This window comes from Nocardia sp. NPDC051030, assembly GCF_040683015.1.
GTDB lineage: Bacteria > Actinomycetota > Actinomycetes > Mycobacteriales > Mycobacteriaceae > Nocardia.
On sequence record NZ_JBFBCD010000002.1, the window covers coordinates 623383 to 645497 of the forward strand.

The window sequence follows — 22115 nt, forward strand, 5'->3', positions numbered from 1 at the left end:
TGACATGACCGAAAACACCTGGGATGCACTGGTTATCGGTGCGGGCGCGGGCGGCCTCTTCGCCGCGGCGCGGCTATCGCATCTGGGCTACAAGACGCTGGTGGTCGAACGGCTGGACAAGGTCGGCGGCCGGGCCTCGACCGACGATATCGATGGATTCAAGGTCAATAACGGTGCCATCGTGATCGAACTCGGCGGCATCACCGAGGACACCTTCGACGAGGTCGGCGCGAAGTTCGATATCCGCCGCCCCGAGCCGCCGATCCTGTACCGCATCAGTGGCAAGGACGTCGACGTCACCGGTGGCGGTTGGGGATTCCTGCTGTCCAAGCTCACCCGCCAGGGCGCGAAACTGGTGCAGGGCCTCGGTGCTGCGCGCAATGACAGCGGCCTGCCGGAGGGCGAACTGTCCACCGCCGACTGGGTCGCCAAGTACACGAAAAACGAATCCGTACATGGCATCTTCCGCAATATGTGCGGGTCGGTGTTCGCTGTCGGCTCGGAGGAACTTCCGGCCCGCGTCTTCCTCACCTACTTCACCCGCAAGAGCGCGTTCAAGAAGTTCGGATTCAGCCCGGACGGCACGATCGGGGTATGGAAGTCCCTCGCCGATGTGATCGAAAACAATGGCGGCGCAGTCTGGCTCGACAGCGAGGTCAAGGCGCTGACCCTCACCGACGGTGTGATCAGCGGCGCGGTCATCGAACGCGGTGGTGAAACCGTGGAGATCGCCAGCCGTTTCACCGTGAGTGACATCGGCCCCTTCGCCACCCTCGATCTCGTCGGCCGCGACCACCTGCCCGTCGAGTACGTGACCGGTGTGGATCAGGCGAATAAGCCCTGCGGCATGATCTCGGTCAACTTCGCCTCTCAGCGCAAACTGGTGGCGGCACCGGGATTGCTCAGCTTCGCCCAGACCCAAAGACTCTGCTATATCGCGAATTTCAGCGAACTGTGCCCCGAAATGTCCCCCGAGGGCTGGTACCTCTACCAGGGCACCGCGGTACCGAAACCGGCGGTCGGCGATTTCGACGAGAAGTCCGAAACCGCACTCCTGCTCCAAGATCTGCGCAATGAGGTCGAGGGCTTCGATGAGGCCCGCATCCTCTCGATCAACGTCACCCGGGACGCCTGGCCGCCCCAGCGCGCTGTGGCCGGTTTCGACCTGCCACACGACACCCCCATCACGAACCTGTGGAACGTGGGTGACGCGGTGAAGGAATACGCCAATGGCGGCACCACCGCCTGCGCGGAGACCGCGAAGATCGTCGTGGACAAGATCCGCGAGGCTTACCCGCCCGACGGCCGCTGACCTTTCTCGTGCGAATCGCCCCTGGTCCGAACGGGCCAGGGGCGATTCGCAATTGGTCAGCGGGACAGTCCGCCGCGGCTGATGAGCTGATTGACGATCACATTGCGCTGAATCTCGTTGGTTCCCTCGCCGACGATCATCAGGGGCGCGTCGCGGAAGTAGCGCTCGACGTCGTATTCGGTGGAATAGCCGTAGCCGCCGTGGATGCGCACGGCATCGAGCGCGATCTCCATGGCGACCTCGGAGGCATACAGCTTGGCCATCCCCGCCTCCATATCGCAGCGCTCACCGGACTCGAAGCGGTCCGCCGCGTGCAGCACCAATTGCCTTGCGGCTGTGAGCTTGGTGGCCATATTCGCGAGGTAGTTGCCGATCGATTGATGCTTCCAGATCGGCTTGCCGAACGACTGCCGGTCCTGGGCGTACCGGAGGGCGTCGTCGAATGCGGCCTGGGCGACACCGAGTGCGCGCGAGGCGACTTGGATGCGACCGGTTTCCAGGCCTTTCATCATCTGCGCGAAACCCTTGCCCTCGACGCCGCCGAGCACCGAATCCGAGGGTGTGCGGTAGCCGTCGAACGACAGCTCGCAGCTCTCGACACCCTTGTAACCCAGCTTCGGCAGATCGCGCGACACGGTGAGGCCGGGCCCGTGCTCGATCAGCAGAATGCTGACGCCTTCGTGCCGGGGTTCCGCCTTGGGATCGGTCTTGCACAGCAGCGCAATCAGTTTCGAATGCCGCGCATTGCTGATCCAGGTCTTCGCGCCGGAGACGATGTACTCGTCGCTCTCCTTGCGCGCCACCGTGGTCATGGCTTGGAGGTCGGATCCACCGCCGGGTTCGGTCAGCGCCATGGTCGCCCGGATCTCCCCGGTCGCCATCGCGGGCAGGTAGCGCTGCCGCTGCTCCTCGGTTCCGAAGGTGAGGATCAGCTTGGCGACTACGGTATGCCCGCCCATCGCACCCGCGAGACTCATCCAGCCCCGGGCGAGTTCCTCGGTGACACCGACGTAGCACGGCATCGAAACCGGTGATCCACCAAAGGATTCGGGCACGGCGAGGCCGTAGATACCGAGCTGTTTCATCTGCTCGATGAGCGCCTCGGGGTAGGTGTCGTTCTTCTCGAGATCGTGCGCGACGGGCCGGACCTCGCGGTCGACGAATTCCTGAACGGTCTTGACGACGATCTGCTCGTCATCGGAAAGCCTTGACATCGCTGTCCTCCAGGGCCGTATCTGTTTACTTTAATATAGATTAAAATCTGAACCGAGGATACCCGGCCATCTCACGCGCCGGTGGCGGACTCCTTTAGCACGCAGAGCGCCGAATGTGCCGGTGACTCGCCGATCACAGCCGAATAGCTTGGCGGTTACAAAATCTCCGAAACGACGTAAAGACCAGATCTGACCTGGTACGCATGTGTGAGCTATCCAGTTGCCGAAATTGATTCGTACAGCCGCTTCTACCAGCACGGGAAGAAGGCGCGATGAAAATCAAACGGCTAATAGCCACCGCAGTGATCTCGATCGGAGTCACGGTGCTCGCGGCAGGCACGGCCGGTGCGGACACGACCACCGGGCCGGAACCATCGGGGATCACCGTCCAGGAATCTGAATCTCCCGCCCCCGTCGCCGACCCCGACCCGGACGTGACGATGCACCAGTGCAACGCCATCCTCGGCGCACTCGCCGGCGGCCTCATCGGCGGCACCTTGAGCGCCCTCCCCGGCGCGGCGATCGGCGCGGGCATCGGCGCATTGATCGGCTGGTCCCTCCTCTACCCGCCAGGCCCCCCACTGGCCTGCTGGGAGCCACCCCGATAAATCGAGCTACCCGGGCCCCCGATCTCGGACCCGAATCAGCCCCAGGCCACCGACCTGGGGCCGATTCGACTCAGCTGTCAGTGAATTCGACCGCCACTTGCCGTTGGGCGAGCCGGTCGGCCAAGATGTCCGCCTGCCGTTCGGCCCACATGACCGCCGCGGCCTTCTTGCGGTCGGCTGCGATCCGGTTCTCCAGGCCAGACGGGCTGTGATCGCGGGTTTGCCGTCGGCCATGCTCTCATGTCGACCGGTCGATACCCCCAGAAGGAACTCAGCGCTCGGCCGATGGCGCCGAGCGCATGGATCGTACTTCGGCGTTAGGGTTGGAGTGATCTTGGTACGTCGGCTGGAGGATGTGGGTTATGGCTGGGTTTGCGGGAACGATTGTGCGGGGGCTCAATGCGGGGGTGGTGGCTCTGACGGAGTCGAGTTTGCTTGGGGGGCTTATGGGGCGGGGGTTTGCGGTGATCACGTATACGGGGCGGCGGTCCGGCAAGAGCTTCAGTACGCCGGTCAACTATCGGCGGTCGGGGGACGGCATTTTGATCGGGGTTGCGATGCCGGATAAGAAGGCGTGGTGGCGGAACTTTTTGGATGAGGGTGGGGCTATTTCGATTCGGTTCGGGGGAGTTGACCGGACCGGCCACGCCACTGCTCGGCGGGATGATCGAGGAAGGGTCACCGTCAAGGTTCGCCTGGATGAGCCGAACTGACCTAATCGAACACTCATGGTCGATCGGTGAGACTCGGGCCTTGTGAAGAAGGTCGTGGGTTTCGTGTTGTGTGGTGCGCTGGTCGCCGGTGGATGTGCGAGCGGGGCGCAGACTCGGTCGGATGCCGCCTATGTGCGGGTTGATCAGGTCGGATTCTTGCCGTCCGAGGCCAAGCTGGCGTATTTGATGTCTGCTAGGGATCGCGGGAGTGTCGAGTTTCGGGTTGTCGATGGTTCGGGGCGGACCGCGTTTGTCGGGACTGCTGGGGGGCGGACCGGGGCTTGGAACGATGAGTTTCGCGACGTTCGGGTGCTTGATTTGTCGGCGGTTACTCAGGCGGGGACTTATCGGATCGAGGTGGCGGGGGCTGCGGCTTCGGCTCCGTTCTGGGTTGGCAGCGATATCTTCGCGCCCTTGATCTCGGCTAATGCCGGGTTCTTTCATATGCAGCGCGATACCGCGCATCGCAATGACAGGCAGGCCACCGTGTATCGGCCGCCGGTTTATGGAGAGGCCGGGATTGCCGGGGAGAATCTGATCGCGGATGGTGGGCCGGTGGATGTTTCGGGGGGATGGGCCGATGCGGGGGACTATTTGAAGTTCACGCATACGGCCGCGTATTCGGTGGGGGCCATGCTGGTGGCGCAGCGGGACTCGGGGGTAGGGGTTGCGGCCGAGGCGAAGTGGGGGATGGAGTGGCTGGAGCGCATGTGGGATGACCGGTCCGGCACGCTGTATGCGCAGGTCGGGATTGGGATCGGGAATGAATCCACTGTCTCCGACCATGATTCGTGGAGGCTGCCGGAAGCGGATGAGGCGCGGGGGAGTGATGCCGCGCTGGCTCGGCGGCCGGTGTTTCGGGCTGCTGATCCTGGGAAGCCGATCAGCCCTAATCTGGCGGGGAAGGTGACGGCGGCCTTTGCGCTTGCCGCGCAGGTGGATTCGGGAGAGTCGGCTCGGCGGAAGTTCGATAAGGCTGTGGTGCTGTACCGGCAGGCGGAGCGGCGGCCCGTCGGGGAGTTGGTTACTGCGTACCCGCACGCCTTCTATCCGGAAGCCTCGTGGCAGGACGATATGGAGTTCGCTGCGGCCGAACTATCGCTTGCGGCACGGGCTTTGGGTGATTCGCGGGCGGCGGAGTTCGCGCGGGATGCGGGGGAGTGGGCAGCGGCGTATCTGCGTTCGGACGCGCGCGGCACCCTCGGTCTCGGGGATGTCAGTGCGCTGGCGCATGCTGACCTCGTTCGGCTGATCGATGCCGGAATGGATTCCGGTGGGGTGAGCCGCGCCGAACTTGTCGGTGATCTTGCCCGGCAGCTCGATGACGGTGTGTCGCGCGCTGCGGCGGATCCCTTCGGCGCCGGTGCGGAGTACACCGAGTTCGATTCTGTGCCACATACATTCGGACTTGCCGTCACCGCTCTGCTGTATCGGAGTGTGACCGGCGAGGGCACCTATGATGCGTTCGCCACTCGGCAGCGGAATTGGGTGCTCGGGGCGAATGCCTGGGGTTCGTCGTTCGTCATCGGTGTCGGATCGGTGTTCCCGCGCTGCCCGGAGCATCAGATCGCCAATCTGTCCGGGCAGATCCTCACGGGCGCGGTGGTGAATGGCCCGAACGGGGCGGACAAGCTCGAGGAGCTCAATCGGTTTCCGACGATGCGCTCCTGTGCGACACCAGGTTTCGAATCCTTCGACGGACAAGGAGCGCGGTACGTCGACGATGTCGGTGCGTGGCAGACCGTCGAACCCGCCGATGACTTCACTGCCATCGCGCTGCTCTATTTCGCATTGGCGAAGTAGTCCGATCGGGAGGGCATCGGTGGTGATGAAATCAACTCTTCTGAAAAGGATTTCGCCACGGACCGCCGCTTTCGGTACCACATCGTCCACGCGATCAGCATGGCGACGATGACCAGCTCGGCGACCGAGGAGAAGGCAACGGTCATCGAGATGGGGAGCACGAAGACCAGGGCGGCGCGCCCCGCCGCCTCGGCGGTGAGGGCGATGCCCCAGACCAGGGAGCTGACGCGGTAGACGGGGAGTAGTTCGGGAGTCGGCGCGGTGCCGTGGAAGCGTTCGGCCAGGTCCGCGGTGGCCGGGAGCGCGGTCAGGCAGCTGACGAGGAACAGCAGACCGGCGATGGCGCTGACGACCGGATCGCGCAATAGCATCAGGCGCGGATCGTGGATGGTCAGCGCCATGGCGAGCATGACGGCGTACGTGGCGAGCATGGTGAGAGACAGGCCATCCAGTTGGCGGCGTCGAATCATGCTGAGGGCGAACCATATTGCGGCAACCACAGTCGCGAACACCAGCGCGCGGACCGTGCCGACGCCCACGGCCTGGGAGAGGAAGAAGGTGGCGGGGGAGATTCCGATATCGCAAGCCAGCCAGAACAATCGGGTCCACTTGCGGGGTGCGGGAGTCATGACTGCCTCCGGGTGGTCGCGGGGATTTGTCTTGTCGCGCAATGGATATTGCCGCCGCCCAGGAGCAGTTCCCGGCTCGGGAGCTGGATCGGCTCACGTCCGGGGAGTAAGCCGCTGAGAATGGCGGCCGCTTCATCGTCGGTGGCCGGGTCCAGGGCGGGGATCAGGACCGCGCCATTGGAGATATAGAAGTTGAGGTAGGAACCGGCGAGCCGCTGCCCGGTCCGGTCGATCCGTGCGCCGATATCGGTGCCGAGGCTCTCCTCGGCCGTCATATGCAGCGGGCCGGGGATGGGAATCTTGTGGACGGTCAAGGGTTTTCCGTCCGCATCGGTCTCGGCGGTGAGTAGTTCCCATGCGGCGGCACTGCGTTCGAACTGTGGGTCGCGTTCATTGCCGGTCCAGGCGAGCGCCACCGTGCCGGGGGAGACGAAGCGCGCCATATTGTCCATATGCCCGGCGGTGTCGTCGTCGACCAGGCCGAAGGGCAGCCAAATCAACTTGCGCACGCCGAGGTAGTCGCGGACGGCGTCGATAATGGTGTCGCGGTTGGGGTTTCGGTACCGCACCGGGTCGAGCAGGCATTCCGCCGCCACGATTCCGGTACCCAGTCCGTCGACATCGATCATGCCGCCTTCGAAGACGATCGGTCCCGCATAGCGGTCGAGGCGTTCCAGGTCGAGGATCCGCGCGGCATAGCCATTATCGAGATGCCAGTACGGGGACCGGTTTCCGTAGCCGTCGAACCGCCAGTCCACGCCGCGCAGCCCACCGTGATCATCCACCAGGAAGCTGGGCGCGATATCGCGCGCCCAGGCATTGAAGGTCGAGATCTCCACGACCCGGACCGCGTCGGGCAGCAGCAGTCGCGCGTGCAGGTACTGGCTGCTCGACACGGTCACCGTCACCTGCTCGCCGGTCGCCGCGATCGCATCGGCGATGGCCACCACGGTGTGCTGGACGGGCTTCGCGCCCTGCCTCCAGAAGTAGGTGTTCTCGGGCCAGGCCAGGTAGCAGCCGCCGTGTGGCTCCCACTCGGCGGGCATTCGATATCCGTCGGTGGCCGGGATGGTGCGGAGTTCTGCGTTCACCATACGAGTGTATGACTGATCGAGCGCATAAAACAATAGAAAATAATACGATCGTATGAGAGCTGGATCCGACCTGGTCGCAGCGGCTCCGGCACGAAAAAACGCCCGCGATCGCAGGATCGCGGGCATTTCCACGCCGGAAATATGCCGATCGTGCATGACTCGGGTCGAGTGGGCCGGTACTGGCGCACGACCATACGAACGTATTAGGCTGTGAGCACTGGAGAACGTTCACTGAAATACATCTGTATGAACGGTGGTGGAGATGTTTCGAGTACTCGAGCTGCTGGGGTTGTGTGCCCCGCTCGTCGGGGCGGGGCTGGCGCTGTACTACCGGCGGCGTCTGGGCGGAGCGTTCCCCTATGCGATGGCGGCCGCCGCGCTCGCGCTGATCGGGTCGGGGGTGGCCGTGGTCTCCGACCATGTGCGCTGGTTCGGCGGTGACTCCGAGGGCATCGTCGAGCACATGGAAATCGGTTCCGGCCTGCGCAATGTGTTTCTGATCGGGGCCTGGGTTCTTCTGCTGGTGGCCATCGGCCGGTCCCGGAATAGCGGGGTGCCGCAGTGAGCGCGCCGATCTTGTTCGAGGCGAGCGAGGTCGCCATCGTCGCACTGGCGGTCGGCACCATGGCCTTTGGTGTGCGATTGGCCCGCCGCCATCCCGGCGCGGGCTGGGCGGCGGTCGCGGGCGCGGCGGCGTGGTTGATTGCCGAAGGCGCGCACTGGATTCAGGCCGAGGTGATCATGCCCCGGGTGGAGGGGGAGGAGCACGACTTCGCGCGCGTGCTCGTCACGATGCTCGGCGAGGCGGTGTATTTCGGGGTCGGCGGTATCGGCATACTGCTGTTGTTCTTCGCGGCGGTGGCCGACCGCGCCCCGCGCGAGGATCAGCGTCCCGAGCCGGGGGTGCTGGCCCGGCGGGTGCTCGGCGAGGCCTGGCGCTACTACAACAGCCGCGATCAGAGGGGGAGATATGGCCGCTAGCAAGACGGTCAGCGATGGCACCGACCGCCGTCATCAGCTGATGGAGCGGCTGGCCGACGCGATCGCCGAGAACGGCATCGAGGGCGTGAGCATTCGCGATCTGGCCGCGCGGGCAGGCGTCTCGATCGGCACGGTGCAGTACTACTTCTCGACCAAGACGGATCTGCTCATTGCCGCCTGGTATCACGTGCGGGATCAGGCCATCGCGCGCTTCCATCAGTCCGGAATCGACGAGTTGCCGCCCGGTGAACTGCTGCTCGGCTTCACCGAACTGCTGGTCACTCCCACTCCCGAGCATCGGCTCTCGCGCATGTGGCTGGCGCTGGTGGCCCGGGCGGCGCACGATCCGCGGATCGCCGAGTTGCACCGGGAGCAGTGGCAGGACACCGAGGACACACTGGCTCGGGTACTCACCAACGCGAATCCGGCGCGCACGGACGAATCCCGGGACGCCGCAACCGAATTGCTCGGGCTCCTGGATGGGTTGTCGATCGCTGTCGTGACCGAACCCGACCGGGTCTCGCCCGAACGGGCCCGGCGGCTCGCGCGCGCCTGGGTGCGGCGCTGGCTCGGCGAGGACGCCCCCGCTACCCGATGACGGTGTGCAGCAGGCTGATTCCCGCCGTCAGCGCGGAACCGCCCGCGGCCCAGCTGGTGTCGGCGGGCTGTGCGGTCAGCACCACCACCGCGTAATGCAGGGGAAGCCCCGGACCCGCTCCGACCATGCCGGTGGAGTCCAGCGTGATGGAGTCGTCCAGGGCCATCCAGCCCTGTTTGACCGCCCAATCGAGGCCGGATAATCCATCGGGAATGCCGAAGTACTGATCGGTGCCGTCGGCCGAGATCCGAGTGGTGCCGCGCAGCGCGTTCATGACCAGGGTGCGGGCCGGTTCGGGTACCGCGGTGCCGAGGAACTCGAATACCTTGACCACATCGCGCGGTGACATGAGCGTTTCGCCCCACTGGGCCGGGTCTTCCGGTGGCACGGTGTCGGTGAGGCCGATCAGGTCCGCCATCCGGGACACGATCGCCTCCGCGCCGCCCTCGTCCCAGAGGACGTCGGCGACCTCGTCATCGCTGGTCGACAGCATCTCGGTGAGATCCTCCGCGGTATCCGAATCGGCTTGCCAGCCAGTGGTTCTGAGCTCGTCGAGGGCGATGAGCAGCTTGACCACGGAAGCGGTGTAGAACTGCTGATCGGAGTTCAGGCTGGCGAGCGTGCCGCCCGTACTGGTGTCGACGACATCGATACCGACGGTGGTGCCGGGTGAGGCGAGCTGAATCGCCGCCTGCATCTGCTGGGCGAGGGTGATCGCCGAGAGTTGCGGCGGCGGGGCGGGCGTGGTCGCGACGGCGCCGTGCGCCCGATTCCCGTCCGTGGGCGCGACCGGGCTCGGCCGCTGTGCCACGCCGATTTGCCGATGGCCGGTGGCCACCGCGTGCGGCGCAGTGCCGAGCGCCGCGAAGATCAGAGCGACAAGGCATCCGGTGGCGACCCACAACCACCGCGACCGCGGTGTACGAGCCTGAAACTGGGTCATGAACAAAGCATCGCCATGAACCTGTGATGCAATACAACCCTTGCTGTCAATTGCCTGTTAACTGTGTCGTTTTGTTGTCCTTTGTCTCGTTTTGGCGTCACTCGGGTGTGGCTAACTGATAGCGAACTAGCATCACAGGTGGGTCGGGGCTCATCCCCCGGTGGAGACAGTGATGCACACAAACCGTGAAAATCTCCGAAGAACTCTCGGGCGATTGCTCGCCCTGAGCGGCCTGAGCGCGGTATTTGCAGTGAGCCCGCTCGGTCTGTCGTCCGCGAACGCCGACGCGGGTTATGGCGGCGGATGCGTCCTCTACACCAATGACCGTGCCGCGACGGTGGATTCGCTCCGCTTCCGATGCGGTCCAGAGCAACTGGACGGCATCTTTCGTGATGCTTCGCGCGGCGCGATACCGATGGGCGTCAAGAACGGCTGGGTCGCCAGCCCGCCGAATATGGTGGCCATCGCCCCGGCGCTGTGGATCGGCAAGACCTTCTATACCGGCCCCGAAGGCGGATTCCTGATGAACCGCCTCACCCCCGCCGGGATAGAAGGCATTCGCGCCGACGTCTATACCGCCCCCGCGATCATGGACGGCGGCCCTACCTGGGCCCTCGACTACGCACCCTCGCCGTTCCCACAGGTCTACGACGAGATCCGCGAGGTCACCCCGGGCGTCTGGTTCGGCTACTCCTGGTGGCGTGAGGGCGGCGGGGCGAACCAGATGCTGAGCTTCATACTCGCCTGAGCCGCAACACGACACGAGGTTTCACGCCAGTCGGCCGCCGCCGTCGACGTGCAATGTGGTGCCGGTGAGGAATGAGTTGGCGATGGCCCGCAGGGCGGCCGAGGCGGTATCGGCGGGGTGCCGACGCCGCGTGCCGACGCCCACGTCTGTGGTGCCGAAACTCGATTGGCCACGTTGCCCGCGAAGGGGTTACGAGTTGCGATACACCTTGCGGGCCGCGGTGATCAGGGGGATTTGAAGTGGCAGGCGGGCAATCGCGCCTGCCTTGAGCGGTATGGGGCGATCGCTGCGCACCCAGTTGTAGGCCATTTGGAAATTGCCGGGCCAGACGATGAGGAACAGCAGCAGGGCGAGGCGGCCGCCGAGGCGGCGGGTGCGGGGCGCGAGCAGCAGGGTCGCGATCGTCAGTTCGGCCGCGCCGGAGACGGTGGTGTAGGTGCGGGGTTCGCCCGGAAGTTGGGGCGGGACAATGGCATCGAATTGCTTGGGTACGACGAAGTGCATCGTGCCCGCGCCGAAGAGGAGGGCGGCGAGGGCCTTCGCCGGGGTCCGGGTTGTCGTGCTGCGAGAGAGCGACACGTCTTCTGTCATTCCCGCAGCATAACCGGGCGGGCGGTAGCTGTCCGGTATGGGTGACAGGCCCGAATAGCGACGCGCCGCACCGATGGCCGATCGCCAAGGGATAGCGCACAATTGGGGTGCTATCGGGCTCGAGTGGGGATTGTTATGAAGGCGCACAAAGGGCTTGCGATAGCCCTGCTGGCCATTGGTTTCACGGCGGGTTGCTCGGCTCACCCCGCGAACACTGTGGCACACGAGGTTTCGCAGCCACCGGCCAAACAACAATCGAACGTGCCGGTCGGTCCGGGACCGGTGGAGTACACCGTGCAGCCCCAGCCCGCCGCGGGCAGCTGCCACTATCGCAAAGCCGCGGACGGTCAGCCGCTCCCCGATACGACCTGCACCCCCGGAGCCGTGAATCCCAAGGTGACCTCGGCCAATCTGGCCTCCACCATCTGCAAATCCGGTTACACACAGTCGATTCGGCCCAACCAGAGCATTACCGGCCCGGAGAAGAAGGCCAATATCAAGTCCTACGACTTCACCGGAGACCCGAGCGACGCCGAATACGACCACCTCATCTCCCTCGAACTCGGCGGCGATCCGAACGACGCGCGCAACCTGTGGGTGGAACCACCCTCACCGGGCCACAAGGCCGGAGAAGGGGTGAACAATCCGAAGGACGGCATCGAGAGCAAGCTGCATTCCCTGATCTGCAATGGCAAGGTCGCGCTGTCCGACGCGCAGTCCGCCATAGCCACCGATTGGACCGTCGCCCTCGCCACCGTCGGCCACCCGGACGGCAAGTGACCGCCGTGTCGCCCCGGCGCACCTCGGAGAAACCGCCAATGCGTCACTGACCTCGCGCCTATCCTCAGTGGATGTCAGGCCCGCAGGACGGCTCGCTGATGATCGAGGGCCGGGTAGTTCACAAGGTGTCCAACGCTCTGCGCATCACCTTCCGCAATGGCCCCGGCGACCCACTCGCGGTCGGAGTGCAGGGCGCCGGGAACGGAATGGGCGCGAAGGCCGCGATCCTGTTCGGCTTCAAGAACGGCGGCACCGGCAAACACCGCCTCACCTATGCCGACGGTTCGATCGTCTGGGTCGAATCCAAGGACGCCGCCCCCACCACCCTCAGCCGCGGCGACGGCACCTCCATCGCCACCATCAATCGCGCCGATACCTCGACCGCCGTGGGCTCCACGGCCGGAACTCTCTTCCATTTCGTCCCCGATCCGGACGAGCCGAAATCCCCCGAACTCTTCCGCCTCATCATCCTCGACCGCATGGGGCAGGAGACCGGCCGCCTCGACGTGGTCCGCCGAACCGGCGGCTGGACCCTCGGTCGCGTGGCCAATGACCTGTACGAGACCTACATCTGGTGGGACCAAGCGGGTCAGCCCATGCCCGTCCCCATTCTCGGTACCCGCCTGATCACCCACCACCAACTCGACCCGGTCGAGCGCGACGTCCTCCTCGGCGCATGCACGGATATCGCACTGGGCCTGCGCCCCTACACCTCGGTCATGAAATAGCCACTCCGCCAACGGAATGCGGCCAGGATGGACCCATGGATTCCTCCGCGTACATCCGAACCCGCCTCGCCCTGCATGCCATCGCGGAACAACTGCTGGCCGGGCCGCAATTCCGAGCCAGCGGCACCATCCGCTTGAAGCCCTCCGAGTCCGGCTTCGCCACCATCGGCGAGCCGCGGATCGCGGTGCGCGGGGGCCAACTGCTCGTCGACGGTCTCCCGGTCGGAAACCTGGATGGCGCAACAATTTCCGGCCTGGCCAAGGCGGCGGGCTTCACCCCCGGTGCTCCCGAAGGCGTTTACCCCCAGGCCACCGTCATCACCCCCGACGAAATCCTTCGCATAGACCCCACCCACGCCGCAACCCTCGCCCGGGCCTTCGAAATGGGTAACCACGCCCTGAAGGAACTGGCTCCCGACCAAACCCCCGCACTCTGGCCGGAGCACTTCGACTTGGCCATCGTCGTAGATGAGGTCAACTACGGCGTCTCTCCCGGCGACTCCTCGATCCCCGAGCCCTACGCTTACGTCGGCCCCTGGACCCCACGCACCGGCCCCTTCTGGAACCAGTCCTTCGGCGCGGCCCGCCCGCTCACCGAACTATCCACCGCCGCAGCGGTACTCGACTTCTTCACCGAGGGCATGCGCCTGGCATCGCAAGAGAAGTAGGACCGAGGGAGCTGTGGTGGTGGGAAATCATTCGAATTCCCACCACCACAGCTCCCTCACCCCTTGTTGATGCGATGACGCTGGTTCAGTCGGCGATCTTGATGACTAGTTTGCCGAGGTTCTTGCCGGTCAGGAGGCCCTGGAAGGCTTCGACGGCGTTGTCGAGGCCTTCGACTATGTCTTCCAAGTACTTCAGGCGGCCCTCCGAAAGCCATTCGGCGGCTGCGGGGTAGAACTCGCCTGCTTGGTTCTGGAATTCGGTTTGGATGAAGCCTCGGAGGGTGAGGCTTTTGCGGAGGATCAGGGAGGTCAGGAGGGGGAGGCGGTCGGGGCCGGGCGGGAGTTCGGTGTCGTTGTAGTTGGCGATGAGGCCGCAGACGGGGATTCGGGCGAATTTATTGAGGCGGGGGAGGACGGCGTCGAAGACTGGGCCGCCTACGTTTTCGAAGTAGACGTCGATGCCGTCCGGGGTGGCGGCGGCCAGTTGGTCGGCGAAGTCGGGGGCTCGGTGGTCGAGGGCGGCATCGAAGCCGAAGTAATCACGGAGCAGGGCCACCTTCTTGGGGCCGCCCGCAATGCCTACCGCGCGGGCACCTTTGATCTTGGCGATCTGGCCGACGGTTGCGCCGACCGGGCCGGTGGCGGCGGCGACCACGACGGTTTCGCCCTCCTGGGGGCGGCCGATGGTGAGCAGGCCGGAGTACGCGGTGAAGCCGGGCATGCCGAGTACGCCGAGGGCCGTGGTCACGGGCGCGGTCGACGGGTCGAGCTTGCGGAGGTAGCCGATGGCCTCGACCGAATGGGTCTGCCAGCCGCCGTAGCCGAGCACGATATCGCCGGGTTGCAGGGCGGGATCGGTGGATTCGAGGACGCGGGAGACGGTCGCGCCGCACATGGTTTCGCCGACTTCGACGGGCGGGGCGTAGGACGGGGCATCGCTCATGCGCCCGCGCATGTACGGGTCGAGCGAGAGATACAGGGTTTGGAGCAGGGCCTGGCCGGGGCCGGGGCCTTCCAATTCGACGGTCTCGGTGCGGAAGTTCTCGTCTTCCGGCATACCCGTCGGGCGGGAGGCCAGGACGATTCTGGTGGTCTTCATCGGCGGCACGACCTTTCGATGGGCGACGGTCCCATTGTGGAACACGGCCGTCCCGCTATACCCGGTTCTCCCGGCGTGTCCCACTCAGCGGTGTCGATGGCCGCCCGCGCTTCCCGGTCCCTCCGGCGAACCTTTCCATAAACACAGCCCACTCAGCGGTGTTCGCCACGCCAGGTGTCGAAGCTGGTCATGATGTGGCGGCGCACGACGCTCCAGTCCGGGACCAGGCTCGAGGCCGCGGGCACCGAGGCGGTGAGCAGGACACCCGCGACGGTGATGACGGTGATCTGCATCCAATCCCGCGCGCCGGGCCGGTCGGCCAGTTCGCCGAGCACCCGCCGAGCCACGGTGAACACGGTGGATTCGATGTGCTCGACGAGATGCGCCACGGTGACGGCCATCTCGGGATCGGTGCGGGCGGCGGCCAGGAATTCGAATCCCACGCTCACGGGTGCCACGTGCGCGAGCGTCCACAGCTCGTCGACCAGCACCCCCACCCGCTCGCGATCGGTTCCTGTTACGGAGGAATAGGTTTCGACAACCGCCTGCGCGGTGATATCGGCCAGCCGCCGGATCGCCGCATCGAGCAGCGCCGCCCGGGTGGGGTAATAGTGCTGCACCGCGCCCTGACTCAATCCGGCGAGTTCGGCGACCCCGCGCGTGGTCGTGGCGGCATGCCCGTTCTCGACCAGGCTCGCGATGGTGGCGTCGAGTATCGCGGTGCGGGTGTCCTCGCGTTGTTCGGCCCTGCTGCGCTTGGCTTCCGGCCCGCTTCGTCTGGGTTCTCCCGTCGTGACCGACACTCGCCCACGATACCGGTCCCGCAACGAACAAGTCATAAGACTTGTAAAGTCATCCGACTGGTCAATACGCTTGGTACACAGCCGATATGGAGCACGACGAGGTGATCATCCATGGCCAGCAATGATGTCCGGATCTGGCGACGCGGTCCGGCCCCCACACCCGCCGGATCGGGCGACACTCCCGACTACGGGTATTTCGGTCCGGGATCGCAAGTCTGGCGAGTCCTGCTGCATCCGGTGGTGACGCCATTCATCGCCCCGGTGACCGCGCTCCTGGAACTCCCGCATATTCCCCTGCAATCCGTGCTCGTCGATCACGACCCGCTCGCGGTCGTCGCGCGCAAACGCCGCAGCATGAGCCCGATCATGGCGGTGCGCCGCGCCCAGCGCACGGTCGGCGTCCCGGTCCCGATCATCCTGGGCGATAAGGAAACCGCGGATCGCATCGCCGCCCACCTGCGCAAATACCATTCGCCGATGACGGGAACGATTCCCGGCACCGACGAGCCCTATGCCGCGCAGGGCCCCGAACTCGTGCTCTTCGCGCACGTCACGATCATGCAGGCGGCCCTGCTGGTCTATGAGAATTTCGCCTACGAGGGCCTGCGTCGCCCGCGCCGACTCGAACCCCGGGATCGGGACCAATTCTGGTTGGAGGCCAAGCAATTCGGCCTGCTCATGGGCGCTACGCCCGAGGAAATCCCCACCACGTGCCGAGAAGTGGCGCAGTACTACGCGGGCATCGCTCATCGCTACGGGGTGGCCGAGAACTTCGGCACCGACCTCGCGGTAGCGCCCTTCGTGGCAATGGCCCGCGGATTCGAATTCGCGCAAGTGCATGAGCTCGCGCCGCTTGCGCTATCCGGCCTGTTCACTCCGCAGATGATGGCCATGCTGCCGCGCCCCGCACGCCGAAACCTCGGCGTGCCAGCGCTTTTCGATCCGCTGCTGAACCTGTCGCTGCGGATGACGCGGCCGATCATGCTGGCCTTCAACGTGCATCGCTTCGCCGATGCGGTCGAACGCGGCATCGGCGGACCGGACGCGTTGGCGCTGGCCGCGCACGCCCGCCGACTTCAGGCGAGCGCCGCATAGCGAGGACTCAGCGCAGAACTCAGTGCACGGCGCTCCCCGCCACCCACTGATCCCACGGCATCCCCCAATCGCCGTTCTGCCACACCTCGAGCGGCGCACCGCCGGTGTTCCGCACCTCCACCACATCCCCCGACACCGAGAAATCGAAGAACCAGCGCGCGTTTTCGGAGCTGAGGTTGAGGCAGCCGTGCGAGACGTCCTGGCTGCCCTGCGCCCAGATGGTGGAGTCCAGCGCGTGCAGATAAATGCCGTCGCTGCTGATCCGGGTGGCCCAGCCGATGGCCTCCTTGTACCCGAGCCGCGAATTGATCGGCAGCCCATAGGTGGAGGAGTCCATGATCACCGGATTCGCCTTGTCCATGACGGTGTACACGCCCGGCTGGGTCCAGAACGTAATCGTCCGGCCCGCAATGGTTTCGCTGCCGCCGCGGCCCATGGAGGTGGGCATGGTGCGGATGAGCGTGCCGTTCTCGTAGACCTCGACCTGATGGGTGTTGTCATCGGCGATGGACACATGCGAATTGCCGATGACGAAGGAGGTCTTGCTGTCCTCCTGCCCGAACAGCCCATTCCCCAGCTCGACGCCGTAGATGCTGGCCGCCACGCTGACCTTGGTGCCCGGCTTGTAGTACTCCTTCGGCCGCCAGTGCGCGTTCTGGCCGTCCATCCAGTACCAGGCCCCGTCCACCTTCGGATCGGTGGTGACGACCAGGCGCTTCTCCGCGGCGGCCCGATTCGCGATGATCTCGTCGAAGTGCGCGACGATCACCGTGCCGACCCCGTAGGTGCCGCCGTCCGCGAGCGATTGACCACCCGTGGTGTTCAGGTACACCTTGGTCTGATTCTTCGGGGAGATGGTGGTGAACGTGGAGGTGACCGGCCCGGTCGCGCCCGTGACGGCCAGGCCCTCGGCCTTGATCGTGTAGGTGCGGCCGTAGCCGAGCTGCTCGTTCGGCTTCCACGCCGTCTTGTCCGGCGTCAGCGTGCCCTCGATGACCCGGCCGTCCTCATTGGTGAGGGTCACCGTGGTGAGAATGCCGCTGGAGGTGCTCACCTTGACCGGTGCCGCCGGATCCACCCCATCCGTGCCCTGCTGCGGCGTGATGGTGATGACCGGGGCGGCGGGCGTGGGGGAGGCGGGATCCCCGCTCAGCGACGGTGACGACGAGCACGCCACCAGCACGAAGATCAATGCCACTAACCAACCGGCGGCGGCTTTCGATCGAAAACGGCGGGGTTGCATAGGCCCTCCCTCCCCATAATCGCCATGCGCCGCACTGCTGCACAGCCTCTTGTTACTGCTCAACCTAGTAGATTACCTGCTGGTTCCGATCTTTACCCGCGCGCCTGCGAGGCGCTCACCGAGCCTCGCAGTTGCGACCAATTCGTTACGGATACCACTGGTAGATCGGTCACTTCAGCGGCTGATCCTTGATTGCCAACATCTGCTGTCCCCGCTGAAAGCTCACCTCCCGAATTCCGAGCGCGTCATGCAGTTTTCCGGCAGGCAGGGTCACGGATTTCGGGGCGGGACCGTCACCGGGTTTCGGCAGTGGATAGGCGGTGGTGGTGCCGCTGTAGAAGGTGATATTGCCTTCGGTCTTCGTGAACAGCTGGTGCACATGGCCATTGAGGCAGGTCACCGAGGAGAAGCGGCGCAGATAGCCGAGCGCCTCGGTGGCATCGTCTGTGCCCCAGCCCCATTGGGGGTACATGGCGAACAGGGGGATATGGCTGAACACGATGATCGGTGTGTCGCTGGACAATCCGGCCACATCGTTCTTGACGAAATCCAGCTGATCCTGCCCGAGGTGGCCGAGACTCCTCAGATTCAGCGTATTGACCAGCCCGATCACGTGCACGCCCGCGATATCGAAGGAGTACCAGCCGTCGCCGCGGGTGCCCTTGCCGAAGACCGAGCGGTAGCGCTGCCCGGCGTCATCGGTCGAATCATGTTCGCCCGGAACGGTGAACACGTGCGGGGTCTTGAAGCCCATCATCATCTGCTTGACCTGATCGAACTGCTCCTGAGTGGCCAGGTGCGTGAGATCGCCGGTGTGGATGATGAAGTCGGGAGTGTAGCCGAGCGCGTTCACCTGGCCGATGGCCTCGGTGAAGGTGTCGGTCACGCTCGCGTTCGCGGTACCGGTGAAACCGATGTGGCTATCGCTGACCTGCGCGAATCGCAGGGTCGGCCGGGTGTCGTCGGCCAGGGCCGGTGCGGTGCCCGCGATCTGCGAGACCACCTCGCCGCCCACCACGGCCAATCCGACGGCCGCGCCGAACCAGGCGCTGTGCCGCATGAGCTGACGTCGGCTCATGGTCTGCGGATCGTGCGGGACTTGGTCGCCGTCGTTCATGGGATGCCGGGCGCTCACTGGGTCACCACCACGGTGCCGTGCATGAACGGGTGGATCGTGCATACATACGCGAAGGTGCCCGCCTTGCTGAAGGTGAAGGTGTAGGTCGCGCCGGTGCCCAGGCCGGAGGAGCGGGGCCCGTCATTGTCGGCGGCGACGGTGTGCGGTTCCTCATCGCGATTGGTCCAGGTCACGGTGGTGCCGACCTTGACGGTGAGGGTGGCGGGGGAGAAGGCGAAGTTATTGATATCGATGGCATTCGGACCGGTCGGTGCGGCCGCGGCGGCCGAGACTGATGTGGACATATTCGGCATTCCGGGCATGGCCGATCCACCGTCCGGCACCAGGCCGGGCGTCTCGGTGCCGGAGGCGAAGACGGGGGTGGGCGCGGCAGTGTCCGGGGCCTTGTTCCCCGGGCTGCCGCCGCCGCACGCGCTGAGCGTCAGCAGCGTGGCCGCGGCAGCGATGAGCGTGGCGCTCGCTCGCCGTCGGCTTCGAATAGCTCTCATGGGTCCGGGTCCTCCATCCGGGTGAGTCGGTCCGCTGCTGCGGATCGGTCACCAAGAGGTAGCGCCCCGGGTTACACGATCGCCGAAAAGCCGTGTACCACCGTCGATTCGGCTCACGCTGGCTCGGTCGGCGCGAAAACCTCGATCATGCCATTGTGCTCGCGGACCTGAAGATGGGGCAGCGGCGCGGGCGCGATGGGCAGCTGATGGGTCACCACCACACCGTCCGTGGCGAACGAGGTCGAATGGCAGGGGCAGCGCAATCGGTCGGCGGGTGCGTCCAGCCAGAGTTTGCAACCCTGGTGGGTGCACACGCCCGAGACCGCGACCGGAATTCCCTTGTCGCGCCGCACGAATCCATTCAGAGTGCCGACATCGAAGGATACGGTCGCACCCTCGGGAAGGTCGGTGGATGCGGCGACGGCCCGCCAGACGCCATTGTTCGGCTCCAGGGTGGGCTCCGCGGCCGGGGTCTCGCCGTGTGTCCCGTGCAGGATCGTGCGATCGACGGCCGCGCCGACGGTGGCGGCAGCGGCGGCCGCTGCGGCGGCGGACGTGCCGAGCAGGATCCGGCGGCGATTGGTCCCGCCGCCGTGTGCGGGTTCGGGGCTCTCGCCCGCCCTCTGCGCCGCGAGCCGCTGATGCAGCCCGGTCAGGAATTCCTCACTGGGCGTATCACTTCCGAGCCGTGCGGCCCGCAATTCGATGGCCGTGCGCATTTCCTCGGCATCCGCCTCGTCCGGCCGGAAGCCCTGTGGCCGCCGCCCGGTGAGCAGCTCCTCGACATAGCGCCGTACTTCCCGCCCGCTCACCGCGCACCCCGCTCATTGATCCGGGCCGCCGCCTGTAAGGCCCGATGCTGCAATACCTTCGCGTTCGCCACACTCACACCCAGTTCCTGCGCCGCGTCCTTCACCGATAATCCTTGCAGGAAGCGCAGTTCCAGGATCTGCCGATAGCGTTCGGGCAGCCGGGCCAGTACGGCTCGCGCCCGCGCGGCGGCCAGTGGATTTTCGTCCGCCGCTTCCGGGGGATCATCGGCGATATCGTCGTCGATGGTGGTGATCTCGCGTCCCATGCGCACGCGCCAGTACCCGGCCAGGGCCGTGCGCGCGGTGGCGCGCAGATAGGCGCGCACCTCCGGGATGCTGGCCGACAGGCGCATCGGTTCGAGCGCGGCCGTGAACACCTCGGCCGTGAGATCCTCTGCGTCGGGCCGGTTTCCGACCTTGCCGAACATCAGCGCGTACACCCACCCGGCATTGTCCCGGTACACCGCTTCCCAGCCGGGATATCTGTCACCGGACACCAGCCGCAGCTCCCGACCAGAGCCGGATTCCGCGTTCGTCCCGGGCCGGAGCCCGGATTCCGCACGTCGAACCATGAACCGCCGCTTCCCGATGCCATCGCCGACGCGTGTTCACGCCTGTAAGTAGATAGCGAGCGGGGTTACAGCGTGGGGTTTTCAGCGTGGGGTTTTCGGGGTTCTGACCTCCGGTGTTGCACGGAGCAAATGACTTATCTACTATCTACGGACGTAGATAGTAGATCAAATACTTGCGCCGAGTGACCACCTCGGCGCGGGCGTCACCGCTCGGGGTGACGGACCGAAAAAGCTGGAGCGTGTCACCCTCATCGGCACGCTCCAGCTTTGTTCGGCTATTCGATTGTTCGTATTCGAGCTAGCGGGGCAACAGCTCTCCGTGCAGCACACCACGGATGGTCCGCCCGGCCACCACGGCCCAGGCGGTCACCAGCAGGGCGAACATGGCCACCGCGACCACTGCGAACAGCACGGCTCCGGTGTGGGCGTAGAGCACGGTGCTCCCGGTGACGCAGGTGCCGACGGGGAAGGTGAAGCCCCACCAGGTCATATTGAACTTCATCGACTTGCGGGCGTGATAGGTCACGGCAATGGCCAGGGCCAGCCACAGCATGGCGAATCCCCAAGTGGGAACACCGAATACCAGGGCGAAGACCTTCAATCCGGCGGCATCCTGGGCGGGCAGGGCGCTGGGAGCGGCATTGGCCAGCTGCCCGGCGGCGGTCACCGACTGGCCCAGGGGGCCGAGCACGATCCACACGGTGGCCACCATCCCGGCGGCGGGCAACCCGTGGTGCAGCAGCTTCGACCAGATCATGGTGATGGTGACGATGGCGGCGATCAGGCTCAGCCCGAACATGGCCAGACAGGCGAACATCATGGTCATCCGGACCTGACCGGCGGCGGCATAGGGGATCAGCAGCGCGCCGGTGGCGGCCGAGACCATGGGAGGCACCACGGGCATGAGCCAGCCGCCGAAGGCTGAATCGGCATCGAAGCTGTGCCGGGTGATCATCCGGTAGGGGATGACGGCGGCGCTCAGCAGTCCGAGCACGGTGCCGGCCGACCAGAGCATCCAGTCGATGGTCAGGGCGGCGGACAGGCCGATCACGTCCTTGCCCAGAATCAGGGTGCCCGCGCCGACGGTCAGCAGGGCCATGGGGGGAGCGCCATAGAACTGCATCATGACGGGATTCGCGCCGTGCGCGCGGGCGGCGTCGGGGTAGCGCTTCCAATGGGCCACCCACACACCGGCGAGCACGATCAGCAGGGCGGAGGCCAGGCCCCACACCACGGTGGCGGCATCGTGCAGGCCGGGGAACTGCAAGGGGAGGGTGGCGGCGGCATTGGCGACAATGCCGGTGCCCATTACGGCGGCGAACCAGTTGGGGGCCAGGTGCCGCAGGGGCTCGCTGGGCTCGTGGCGTTTCGGGACCGCAGAGGTCCCGGCTTCGGTACGCGACTGCGATTCCTCTGCGGTGTTTCGGGACATCAATGTGGTCATGAATCCAGCAT

At 65.6% G+C, this 22115-nt stretch carries 26 protein-coding genes; 12 read left to right on the top strand and 14 right to left on the bottom strand.

Annotation, left to right across the window (positions count from 1 at the left end; translation table 11 throughout):
- Nucleotides 1-4: 4 nt before the first annotated feature.
- Nucleotides 5-1312, top strand: a complete 1308-nt coding sequence (locus AB0N05_RS07475; RefSeq protein ID WP_364688654.1) for an NAD(P)-binding protein — start codon at nt 5-7, stop codon at nt 1310-1312.
- Between the two features lie 56 nt (nt 1313-1368).
- Here the strand turns inward: AB0N05_RS07475 and AB0N05_RS07480 are convergent, their stop codons facing one another.
- Nucleotides 1369-2526 carry an acyl-CoA dehydrogenase family protein gene (locus AB0N05_RS07480; protein ID WP_364688657.1) on the bottom strand — a complete coding sequence of 386 codons (1158 nt, stop codon included), beginning with the start codon at nt 2524-2526 and terminating at the stop codon, nt 1369-1371.
- 272 nt (nt 2527-2798) lie between these two features.
- On the opposite strand from AB0N05_RS07480, the gene AB0N05_RS07485 reads away from it, so the two are divergent.
- From AB0N05_RS07485 to AB0N05_RS07495, 3 genes are all read left to right on the top strand, one after another.
- Nucleotides 2799-3134, top strand: coding sequence for a hypothetical protein (locus AB0N05_RS07485; protein WP_364688660.1), 336 nt, complete (start codon nt 2799-2801; stop codon nt 3132-3134).
- A 362-nt stretch (nt 3135-3496) separates the two neighbouring features.
- Complete coding sequence (locus AB0N05_RS07490; RefSeq protein WP_364688663.1) at nt 3497-3847, top strand: nitroreductase/quinone reductase family protein; 351 nt, start codon at nt 3497-3499, stop codon at nt 3845-3847.
- 42 nt (nt 3848-3889) lie between these two features.
- Nucleotides 3890-5650 (top strand): glycoside hydrolase family 9 protein, encoded by a 1761-nt coding sequence (locus tag AB0N05_RS07495; protein WP_364688666.1) that lies wholly within the window; start codon nt 3890-3892, stop codon nt 5648-5650.
- On the opposite strand, the gene AB0N05_RS07500 is transcribed toward AB0N05_RS07495, so the two are convergent.
- Both AB0N05_RS07500 and aguA read right to left on the bottom strand, forming a co-directional pair.
- Nucleotides 5629-6279: a VC0807 family protein gene (locus AB0N05_RS07500; RefSeq protein WP_364688669.1), complete on the bottom strand. Its 651-nt coding sequence runs from the start codon at nt 6277-6279 to the stop codon at nt 5629-5631. The genes AB0N05_RS07495 and AB0N05_RS07500 overlap by 22 nt on opposite strands.
- Nucleotides 6276-7370, bottom strand: a complete 1095-nt coding sequence (gene aguA / locus AB0N05_RS07505; RefSeq protein ID WP_364688671.1) for an agmatine deiminase — start codon at nt 7368-7370, stop codon at nt 6276-6278. Before aguA ends, AB0N05_RS07500 begins: the two co-directional genes overlap by 4 nt.
- Nucleotides 7371-7635: 265 nt before the next feature.
- Between aguA and AB0N05_RS07510 the strand changes: the two genes are divergently transcribed.
- From AB0N05_RS07510 to AB0N05_RS07520, 3 genes are read left to right on the top strand one after another with little or no spacing between them, the layout of a single operon-like run.
- Nucleotides 7636-7938 carry a hypothetical protein gene (locus AB0N05_RS07510; RefSeq protein ID WP_364688674.1) on the top strand — a complete coding sequence of 101 codons (303 nt, stop codon included), beginning with the start codon at nt 7636-7638 and terminating at the stop codon, nt 7936-7938.
- Nucleotides 7935-8354: a hypothetical protein gene (locus AB0N05_RS07515; RefSeq protein ID WP_364688677.1), complete on the top strand. Its 420-nt coding sequence runs from the start codon at nt 7935-7937 to the stop codon at nt 8352-8354. The genes AB0N05_RS07510 and AB0N05_RS07515 overlap by 4 nt, the downstream gene beginning before the upstream one ends.
- Nucleotides 8344-8952 carry a TetR/AcrR family transcriptional regulator gene (locus tag AB0N05_RS07520; protein WP_364688681.1) on the top strand — a complete coding sequence of 203 codons (609 nt, stop codon included), beginning with the start codon at nt 8344-8346 and terminating at the stop codon, nt 8950-8952. Before AB0N05_RS07515 ends, AB0N05_RS07520 begins: the two co-directional genes overlap by 11 nt.
- Here the strand turns inward: AB0N05_RS07520 and AB0N05_RS07525 are convergent.
- Complete coding sequence (locus AB0N05_RS07525) at nt 8942-9895, bottom strand: serine hydrolase (protein ID WP_364688684.1); 954 nt, start codon at nt 9893-9895, stop codon at nt 8942-8944. The genes AB0N05_RS07520 and AB0N05_RS07525 overlap by 11 nt on opposite strands.
- A gap of 250 nt (nt 9896-10145) precedes the next feature.
- Between AB0N05_RS07525 and AB0N05_RS07530 the strand changes: the two genes are divergently transcribed.
- Nucleotides 10146-10643, top strand: coding sequence for a hypothetical protein (locus AB0N05_RS07530; RefSeq protein ID WP_364688687.1), 498 nt, complete (start codon nt 10146-10148; stop codon nt 10641-10643).
- A 21-nt stretch (nt 10644-10664) separates the two neighbouring features.
- On the opposite strand, the gene AB0N05_RS07535 is transcribed toward AB0N05_RS07530, so the two are convergent.
- Together AB0N05_RS07535 and AB0N05_RS07540 are read right to left on the bottom strand one after the other, a co-directional pair.
- Complete coding sequence (locus AB0N05_RS07535) at nt 10665-10787, bottom strand: hypothetical protein (RefSeq protein WP_364688690.1); 123 nt, start codon at nt 10785-10787, stop codon at nt 10665-10667.
- Between the two features lie 45 nt (nt 10788-10832).
- On the bottom strand, nt 10833-11234 hold the full coding sequence (locus tag AB0N05_RS07540; RefSeq protein WP_364688693.1) for a hypothetical protein: 402 nt from the start codon (nt 11232-11234) through the stop codon (nt 10833-10835).
- Between the two features lie 261 nt (nt 11235-11495).
- On the opposite strand from AB0N05_RS07540, the gene AB0N05_RS07545 reads away from it, so the two are divergent.
- The 3 genes from AB0N05_RS07545 to AB0N05_RS07555 all read left to right on the top strand — a co-directional run bounded on the left by AB0N05_RS07545 (nt 11496) and on the right by AB0N05_RS07555 (nt 13410).
- Nucleotides 11496-12014: a hypothetical protein gene (locus AB0N05_RS07545; RefSeq protein WP_364688696.1), complete on the top strand. Its 519-nt coding sequence runs from the start codon at nt 11496-11498 to the stop codon at nt 12012-12014.
- A gap of 71 nt (nt 12015-12085) precedes the next feature.
- A complete protein-coding gene (locus tag AB0N05_RS07550) occupies nt 12086-12742 on the top strand; it encodes a hypothetical protein (RefSeq protein ID WP_364688699.1) in 657 nt (218 codons plus the stop codon).
- 35 nt (nt 12743-12777) lie between these two features.
- A complete protein-coding gene (locus tag AB0N05_RS07555; protein WP_364688701.1) occupies nt 12778-13410 on the top strand; it encodes a hypothetical protein in 633 nt (210 codons plus the stop codon).
- Nucleotides 13411-13495: 85 nt separating this feature from the next.
- Here AB0N05_RS07555 and AB0N05_RS07560 read toward each other — a convergent pair whose 3' ends face one another.
- Both AB0N05_RS07560 and AB0N05_RS07565 read right to left on the bottom strand, forming a co-directional pair.
- Nucleotides 13496-14509, bottom strand: a complete 1014-nt coding sequence (locus AB0N05_RS07560; protein WP_364688704.1) for an NADP-dependent oxidoreductase — start codon at nt 14507-14509, stop codon at nt 13496-13498.
- A 152-nt stretch (nt 14510-14661) separates the two neighbouring features.
- Nucleotides 14662-15312, bottom strand: coding sequence for a TetR/AcrR family transcriptional regulator (locus AB0N05_RS07565; RefSeq protein WP_364688706.1), 651 nt, complete (start codon nt 15310-15312; stop codon nt 14662-14664).
- A gap of 111 nt (nt 15313-15423) precedes the next feature.
- Between AB0N05_RS07565 and AB0N05_RS07570 the strand changes: the two genes are divergently transcribed.
- Nucleotides 15424-16407: an oxygenase MpaB family protein gene (locus tag AB0N05_RS07570; RefSeq protein WP_364688709.1), complete on the top strand. Its 984-nt coding sequence runs from the start codon at nt 15424-15426 to the stop codon at nt 16405-16407.
- 19 nt (nt 16408-16426) lie between these two features.
- Here the strand turns inward: AB0N05_RS07570 and AB0N05_RS07575 are convergent, their stop codons facing one another.
- The 6 genes from AB0N05_RS07575 to AB0N05_RS07600 form a co-directional block, all read right to left on the bottom strand.
- Nucleotides 16427-17650 (bottom strand): Ig-like domain-containing protein, encoded by a 1224-nt coding sequence (locus AB0N05_RS07575; protein WP_364688712.1) that lies wholly within the window; start codon nt 17648-17650, stop codon nt 16427-16429.
- Between the two features lie 169 nt (nt 17651-17819).
- On the bottom strand, nt 17820-18767 hold the full coding sequence (locus AB0N05_RS07580) for a metallophosphoesterase (protein WP_364689602.1): 948 nt from the start codon (nt 18765-18767) through the stop codon (nt 17820-17822).
- Nucleotides 18768-18781: 14 nt separating this feature from the next.
- Nucleotides 18782-19276 (bottom strand): cupredoxin family copper-binding protein, encoded by a 495-nt coding sequence (locus AB0N05_RS07585; RefSeq protein WP_364688715.1) that lies wholly within the window; start codon nt 19274-19276, stop codon nt 18782-18784.
- Nucleotides 19277-19389: 113 nt separating this feature from the next.
- Nucleotides 19390-20088, bottom strand: a complete 699-nt coding sequence (locus AB0N05_RS07590; protein WP_364688717.1) for a Rieske (2Fe-2S) protein — start codon at nt 20086-20088, stop codon at nt 19390-19392.
- Complete coding sequence (locus AB0N05_RS07595; protein ID WP_364688720.1) at nt 20085-20660, bottom strand: RNA polymerase sigma factor; 576 nt, start codon at nt 20658-20660, stop codon at nt 20085-20087. Before AB0N05_RS07595 ends, AB0N05_RS07590 begins: the two co-directional genes overlap by 4 nt.
- 298 nt (nt 20661-20958) lie before the next feature.
- The gene (locus tag AB0N05_RS07600; protein WP_364688723.1) at nt 20959-22104 is read right to left on the bottom strand and encodes a TDT family transporter; all 1146 of its coding nucleotides are present in this window, start codon (nt 22102-22104) and stop codon (nt 20959-20961) included.
- Nucleotides 22105-22115 lie beyond the last annotated feature (11 nt).